At 43.1% G+C, this 6,118-nt stretch carries 6 protein-coding genes and 1 pseudogene; 2 read left to right on the top strand and 5 right to left on the bottom strand.

The window, feature by feature from the left end; translation table 11 throughout:
- Window positions 1-53 precede the first annotated feature (53 nt).
- Together ACM0OP_RS13330 and ACM0OP_RS13325 are read left to right on the top strand one after the other, a co-directional pair.
- On the top strand, window positions 54-248 hold the full coding sequence (locus ACM0OP_RS13330; RefSeq protein ID WP_414528897.1) for a DUF433 domain-containing protein: 195 nt from the start codon (window positions 54-56) through the stop codon (window positions 246-248).
- A pseudogene (locus ACM0OP_RS13325) lies at window positions 223-699 on the top strand (DUF3131 domain-containing protein); the annotation flags it as partial. The gene ACM0OP_RS13330 and the pseudogene ACM0OP_RS13325, both read left to right, overlap by 26 nt.
- A 292-nt stretch (window positions 700-991) precedes the next feature.
- On the opposite strand, the gene pstB (ACM0OP_RS13320) reads toward ACM0OP_RS13325, so the two are convergent.
- From pstB (ACM0OP_RS13320) to pstS, 5 genes are all read right to left on the bottom strand, one after another.
- Complete coding sequence (pstB, locus tag ACM0OP_RS13320; protein WP_414528895.1) at window positions 992-1,795, bottom strand: phosphate ABC transporter ATP-binding protein PstB; 804 nt, start codon at window positions 1,793-1,795, stop codon at window positions 992-994.
- A gap of 177 nt (window positions 1,796-1,972) precedes the next feature.
- Window positions 1,973-2,785, bottom strand: a complete 813-nt coding sequence (pstB, locus tag ACM0OP_RS13315; RefSeq protein ID WP_414528894.1) for a phosphate ABC transporter ATP-binding protein PstB — start codon at window positions 2,783-2,785, stop codon at window positions 1,973-1,975.
- Window positions 2,786-2,963: 178 nt separating this feature from the next.
- The gene (pstA, locus tag ACM0OP_RS13310) at window positions 2,964-3,869 is read right to left on the bottom strand and encodes a phosphate ABC transporter permease PstA (RefSeq protein ID WP_414528893.1); all 906 of its coding nucleotides are present in this window, start codon (window positions 3,867-3,869) and stop codon (window positions 2,964-2,966) included.
- Between the two features lie 67 nt (window positions 3,870-3,936).
- On the bottom strand, window positions 3,937-4,902 hold the full coding sequence (gene pstC / locus ACM0OP_RS13305) for a phosphate ABC transporter permease subunit PstC (protein WP_414528892.1): 966 nt from the start codon (window positions 4,900-4,902) through the stop codon (window positions 3,937-3,939).
- 84 nt (window positions 4,903-4,986) lie between these two features.
- Window positions 4,987-6,090: a phosphate ABC transporter substrate-binding protein PstS gene (pstS, locus tag ACM0OP_RS13300; RefSeq protein WP_414528891.1), complete on the bottom strand. Its 1,104-nt coding sequence runs from the start codon at window positions 6,088-6,090 to the stop codon at window positions 4,987-4,989.
- Window positions 6,091-6,118: the final 28 nt, after the last annotated feature.

The raw sequence follows: 6,118 nt of genomic DNA, 5'->3' as shown, positions 1-6,118 counted from the left end.
GACCTATATTTATCAATTCACTATTTTGTTATTCTGTCAATGCGTAACTCCTAATTACTATAGAACCAGGAAAACGAGGTGGTAAACCTTGTATTCGAGGAATGCGAATTACTGTATATGAGGTTTTATCTTATCTTGCATCTGGCATGACAAACGAGGAAATACTGAATGATTTTCCTTGGGGAAATTGTTCAACAAATCAGATTGAGGACATTTGGCGAGGATATTATATCTGCGTCAGAATTTGACCAAAAGATGGGGACAATGTTGCAGACTTTAGCAACTCTAGCCTTCAAAAAAGAACTCCCCAATAAAGTCTATAACTCTCAAACTCTCATACCCGTTAACTATGGACAATTAGAGAAACAGGAAGAAATTGGCTGGTCAGCCATTGATTTAGGGAGAATGGCCATTTGGTTAAAAATAGTGGGGACAAAATATCCCCAGTGGCGATCGCAAACCGAAAAAGTCTGGGAATCTTGGGATGTCAAACGCCTAACCAGAAACGGTCAAATGTATGGAACTAGCGTCGTCAAAGGTAAAGAACAATATAACCAGGAAGGACGCTTAGGCTATGAAAACTATGCCGCCTACGGTCTCAAACTTTGGGGATTAGATGTTAAATCAGCCTTAGCATATCAAGCCAATACAGCCTATGCCAATCTTTATGGACAAGGCATACCCTACGGTAGCACCAACAGTATGGTTTTAGAATCACTACATATAGCAACCAAGCAACAGCCTTTAATTCGCCCTACCAATAGAGTTAAATCTCCTTGGTGGTAAGCTGTCAATGCCGGCAATTCTGGCCGTGGTTTACCCATAAATACCAGCCAAAAATCCCGATTTATCACTGAGGGCGAAGAAAATTACTGGGTTTCACGGAATTAATAAAATTAGGGATGCATAGCAACCGCTAGGTTGGTGAGGACACAATTAGGCGGTTTCAAGCCTGTTCCCTCCTATGTCTCCCTAATGATTCCCTGAAATATTAACCAAATCTGCCACTGACATAATCTCTGGTTTCTTCTTGTTGAGGCTCATTAAAAATCAGTTCTGTAGCATTATATTCTACCAAATAACCACTACGACCACCGTCAGAAAGCTTGACATTGAAAAATGCCGTTTGATCAGACACCCGCGCGGCTTGTTGCATATTGTGAGTGACAATCACGATCGTATATTTATCTTTCAGTTCGTGAATTAGTTCTTCTACCCGTAAAGTAGAAAGAGGATCTAAGGCTGAACATGGTTCATCCATTAAAATGATTTCTGGTTCAATGGCGATCGCCCTAGCAATACACAACCTTTGCTGTTGTCCACCAGATAAAGACAGACCACTTTGACGCAGTTTATCTTTCACCTCATCCCACAAAGCCGCTTGACGCAAACTCCGTTCTACCAATTCATCCAGATTACCTTTATAGCCATTGATTCTGGCTCCAAAAGTGATATTGTCATAAATTGATTTGGGAAAAGGATTAGGTTTTTGGAACACCATCCCAATTCTGCGGCGCACTTCTACAGGATCAATATTTGGTGCATACAAATTTTGATTGTAAAAATATACATTACCTTCAGCCCGAAATGAATTAATCACGTCATTCAGACGGTTATAGCATCGTAACAATGTACTCTTACCACAGCCAGAAGGACCAATAAAGGATGTCACCTGATTTTTTGGGATATCCATCCAAATATTCTGCAAAGCTAAAAACTTGCCGTAATAAACATTCAGGTTTTCTGTGCGTAAAGCGGTGTCAGTGTGATTCAGTGTACTAGTGTTAGTAGGCATAGTTAGTATGGTTGTAGTGTTAAATTTGGCGATCGATAACTGACTGGCGATATGGTAGGTTTGAGGCTAGCCTACAAGCCACCATTACCGTAGGTCTTTCGTCAAAAGTTAAAAGCCTGGATTCTGAGATTTTGCACCTTGGCACAGCGTATGCATTTACCTGATGCTGTACTAGCTTTAGCCAAAACGACCAGTGACATAATCATGAGTGCTTTGATTTTGGGGACTGGAAAAAATCTTATTAGTAGTATCTATCTCTACCAGATAACCCACCCGTCTACCTCCTTCCAAAGCTTCAGCATTAAAGAAAGCCGTATAATCAGCCACTCTAGAAGCCTGTTGCATATTATGGGTAACAATTACAATGGTGTACTGCTCTTTCAGTTCCAGCATCAATTCTTCAATTCGCAAAGTGGAAACTGGGTCTAAAGCCGAGCAAGGCTCATCCATAAGAATGACATCTGGCTGCACCGCGATCGCACGAGCAATACACAGACGCTGTTGTTGTCCCCCAGAAAGAGAAGTACCCAACTTTTGCAGATTGTCTTTCACCTCATCCCAAATAGCAGCTCGGCGGAGAGAATTTTCCACAATCTCATCCATGTTTCCCTTAATACCATTCACCCGCAACCCATAGGCTACATTGTCATAAATAGTTTTAGGAAAAGGGTTAGGCTGCTGAAACACCATCCCAATCCGACGACGTACCACCACTGGGTCAACTCGATCTGCATAAAAATTTTGACCCCGGTAATTGAGTTGTCCCTTGACTGTCGCACCCGGAATCAAATCATTAGTGCGATTGAAGCAACGTAAAAGCGTACTTTTACCACAACCAGAAGGACCAATAAAAGCAGTAATTTTACCCTTGAGGATATCCATTGTCACATCCCGAAGTGCGATCGCGCCGCCATAGTAAACAGATAAATTATTTACTTGAAAAATATGCTGAGTATCCACAGTTGCACCACTCATTTTCTGTTCCATCATCTCATCTCCAAATTAAATAGAACCTGTATGAGTTTTGATCAGCAAAATTAATCTTAATTCCCACCTTTGCTGATTTTAAATATGAATTAAACTCATCCCAAAACCGGAAGGTAGGAAGAAAAGAAACCGTAATTTTGGCATTTCATACTTAAGTTCAGCAATGCCTATTTCCCCGATGCTAAACAATTCTCTTGCGACTGAAGTACCGAGACACAATACTAAACAACAGGACAATTGATAACAACACCAAAGCCGCAGCCCAAGCCAAACTCTGGGAAGCCTTGTAGGGAATAATCGAGAAAAAGTAAATCAACACTGGCAGAGTTGACACAGGTTCCCAAACATTCGCAGCCCAGAAATTATTGTTAAACGAAGTAAACAGCAAAGGAGCCGCTTCTCCAGAGGCGCGGGCTACAGATAACACCACACCTGTAACAATTGAAGTTAAAGCTGCGGGTAACACAATCTGGATCACAGTTTCAAATCTAGTCGCCCCTAAACCTGTTGCCGCTAACCGTAACTCATTAGGCACTAGTAACAAAGCCTCTTCCGTAGACCGAATAATAATCGGCAGCATTAACACAGCTAAGGCTACCCCACCAGAAAAAGCCGAAAAAGACCCTAAAGGTTGAACCACAATGGAATAAGCAAATAACCCGCAGAGAATAGCCGGAACTCCAGTCAGTACATTACAAGAAAATTTCACCAAATAAGCCAACTTAGTCCCCCGGCCAAACTCAGCCAAGTAAATGGCAGCAATTACCCCAAAGGGAACTGAAATTGCTGTCCCCACTCCCAGAGTCATTAAAGTCCCAATAATGGCATGACCAAAACCCCCATCAGATAAACCAGGGGGCGGGGGAAGCTCAGTAAAAATATCTGGGAACACCAGAGAACCTACACCCTTTTGAAACACGCTCACCAGCACCCAAATTAAGGGAACAACTACAGATGCAGCAAACACCATAGTTAAAATTGTCAACACCTGCCCGGTAATCCGGCGATGGGGAGCCATTGTTTTATCACTGATATCGAAATTATCGCCTCCATAACCCAAGGAAGTCTGGTTACTAGAATTACCCATAATTTATCTTCCGTAAACCTAATATGGCATCGACACTAAATACAATTTGAGGAACAAGCCCAAAATTTTACTCAATATTCTGGAATCGACGAATAACTAACTCAGCTAAAATATTTACCACTAGGGACAAGAGCATCAGTACTACGCCAGCGTACATCAGCGCCGCAACTTGGGTACGTCCGGCTTCTCCGAACTGGGAAGCAATCAAACCTGTAATCGTTGATCCTGGTCGTAGCCATGAAATGTTAATCCGGTTGGCATTACCAACTAGCATGGCAGCAACCATAGTTTCTCCCATAGCCCTACCCATACCTAACATTACAGAACTAACGATGCCAGACAAACCAGACGGAATCAGGACTCTCAGAATCGTTTCCCAACGGGTTGCGCCCAAAGCCAAGGAACCATTGCGGAGATATGGAGGTAAAACTTCAAAGGTACTACGGGTGATAGAGATAATAATAGGCACAATCATAATCGCCAATACCAACCCTACAAGTAGAAGGCTATTACCTATAGATGCACGGCCACCAAAAATGGGAATCCAGCCGAAATAGCTATTCAGAAAGTTAAAGAATGGTCTGATGGCAGGAATCAGGACAAAAATACCCCAGATACCTAAGACGACACTGGGAATAGCCACGATTAGCTCAATAGCAAAAGCAATGGGAGTTGTCACCCAGTTAGGTGCAAATCCTTCTGTTAAAAATATAGCCACTCCGATACCCAGAGGAACTGCAATGACCAGGGCAATAAAGGCTGTAACTAGGGTTCCATATATCTGAGGTAGCACTGAGTAAATGTTATTTACAGGGTCCCAAGTTGTACCCCATATAAAACCCAGTCCAAATTGTTGAATAGCTGGCATTGCTGCTATAGCTGTTTGGGCGATTACCCAAATTAAAACAGCCCCTGCACTGATGGCTAGTAGTAGGGTTAATCCCCAAAAACCGACATCGAGAACCCTAGCCGGACTAGTTTGTTTTTCAAGGCTATGCCCGGTTAATCGAGTTGGTTGATTAGCCGATGTCATGACGTTTTTCTCTCCATAATCTTCTTTATTGGATTAAGATCGGGAGTGCTTGATCATTAATACACTCCCAATCATCTCAGCTTTTTAGTTAGTGGTGATAGTATCGAAAGTCGCTTTGATCCGTTCTACTAAGGGATCAGGAAGAGGAACATACAGAAGTTCTTCTGCGATCTTTTTGCCCTCTGGACCTAAAGACCATTCGAACACATTACGCATGGCCTGCCATTTAGCTGCGTCTGAATAATTGCGGTAGATCATTACCCAAGCTAGACCGACTATGGGGTAAGAATCTGTACCACTGGGGTCAGGGACTAGGAGGGCGAAGTCTTCAGGTACTTCTTCATCTAATAGCGCTCTCCCTGCTGCTTCGGGAGATGGGGCGATAAAGGTTCCAGCTTTGTTTTGAATTAGGGCTGAATCAATATCGTTCAGGGCAGCATAGGCGTAGGATAAGTAACCAATTGCCCCTTCATTTTGCTGAATGGCGGCGGCTACCCCTTCGTTACCTTGACCACCAATACCCACAGGCCAATCTACTGAAGTTCCCGCACCGGAAGTCCAGTCTGGGCAGACAGTTTGAATATGGTTAGTAAATACAAAGGTAGTACCACTACCATCAGAACGGTGAGCAAAGGTTACAGGTAAATCAGGAATGGTTAAACCAGGGTTATCTGCGGCGATCGCCGGGTCACTCCAGCGAGTAATTTTACCTGTAACAATCCCACAATAGCTGGTGCGGGATAATCTCAGTTCCAGATCATTAACTCCTGGCAAGTTGTAGGAGAAAGATAAAAACCCTCCAGTCATAGGGATTTGGATGGGATCTTCATTATATTTCTCCTTGAAGGATTTTAACCGAGATTCAGAGTCAGTAATTGGTGCTTCACTGGCACCAAAGTCTACAGTCCCATTGATATACTGCTCTAAACCCGCTCCACTACCTATGGACTGATAGCTCACCTGGACGTTTGAGTCTACTTGGCGATTATAGGCATCAAACCATCTTTGAAAAATAGGTGCAGGGAAGGTAGCACCAGCTCCACTAATGGATACTCTTTGCCCACCACCACTAACATTTTGACCAGATGGTGTACCACTACCACCTTCCGGGCTAGGCGCGCAGGCTGTTGCTACCAACATCATAGGTAAAGTAGCGATTGCTAAAAGGACTTTGCGATTGAGAACCATGAAAATATATTCACTTTGCGAAACGACT

The sequence above is a fragment of the Nodularia chucula CCY0103 genome (assembly GCF_963923915.1).
Lineage (GTDB): Bacteria > Cyanobacteriota > Cyanobacteriia > Cyanobacteriales > Nostocaceae > Nodularia > Nodularia chucula.
The sequence above is the reverse complement of the archived record's forward strand: the minus strand, read 5'-3'. Positions and strand labels throughout refer to the sequence as shown.

What these genes read in the sequence shown, in the direction of transcription:
- pstB (WP_414528894.1), bottom strand. Translation starts at nt 2,785, where the DNA reads ATGATGGAACAGAAAATGAGTGGTGCAACTGTGGATACTCAGCATATT.
- pstS (WP_414528891.1), bottom strand. Translation starts at nt 6,090, where the DNA reads ATGGTTCTCAATCGCAAAGTCCTTTTAGCAATCGCTACTTTACCTATG.
- pstB (WP_414528895.1), bottom strand. Translation starts at nt 1,795, where the DNA reads ATGCCTACTAACACTAGTACACTGAATCACACTGACACCGCTTTACGC.
- pstC (WP_414528892.1), bottom strand. Translation starts at nt 4,902, where the DNA reads ATGACATCGGCTAATCAACCAACTCGATTAACCGGGCATAGCCTTGAA.
- pstA (WP_414528893.1), bottom strand. Translation starts at nt 3,869, where the DNA reads ATGGGTAATTCTAGTAACCAGACTTCCTTGGGTTATGGAGGCGATAAT.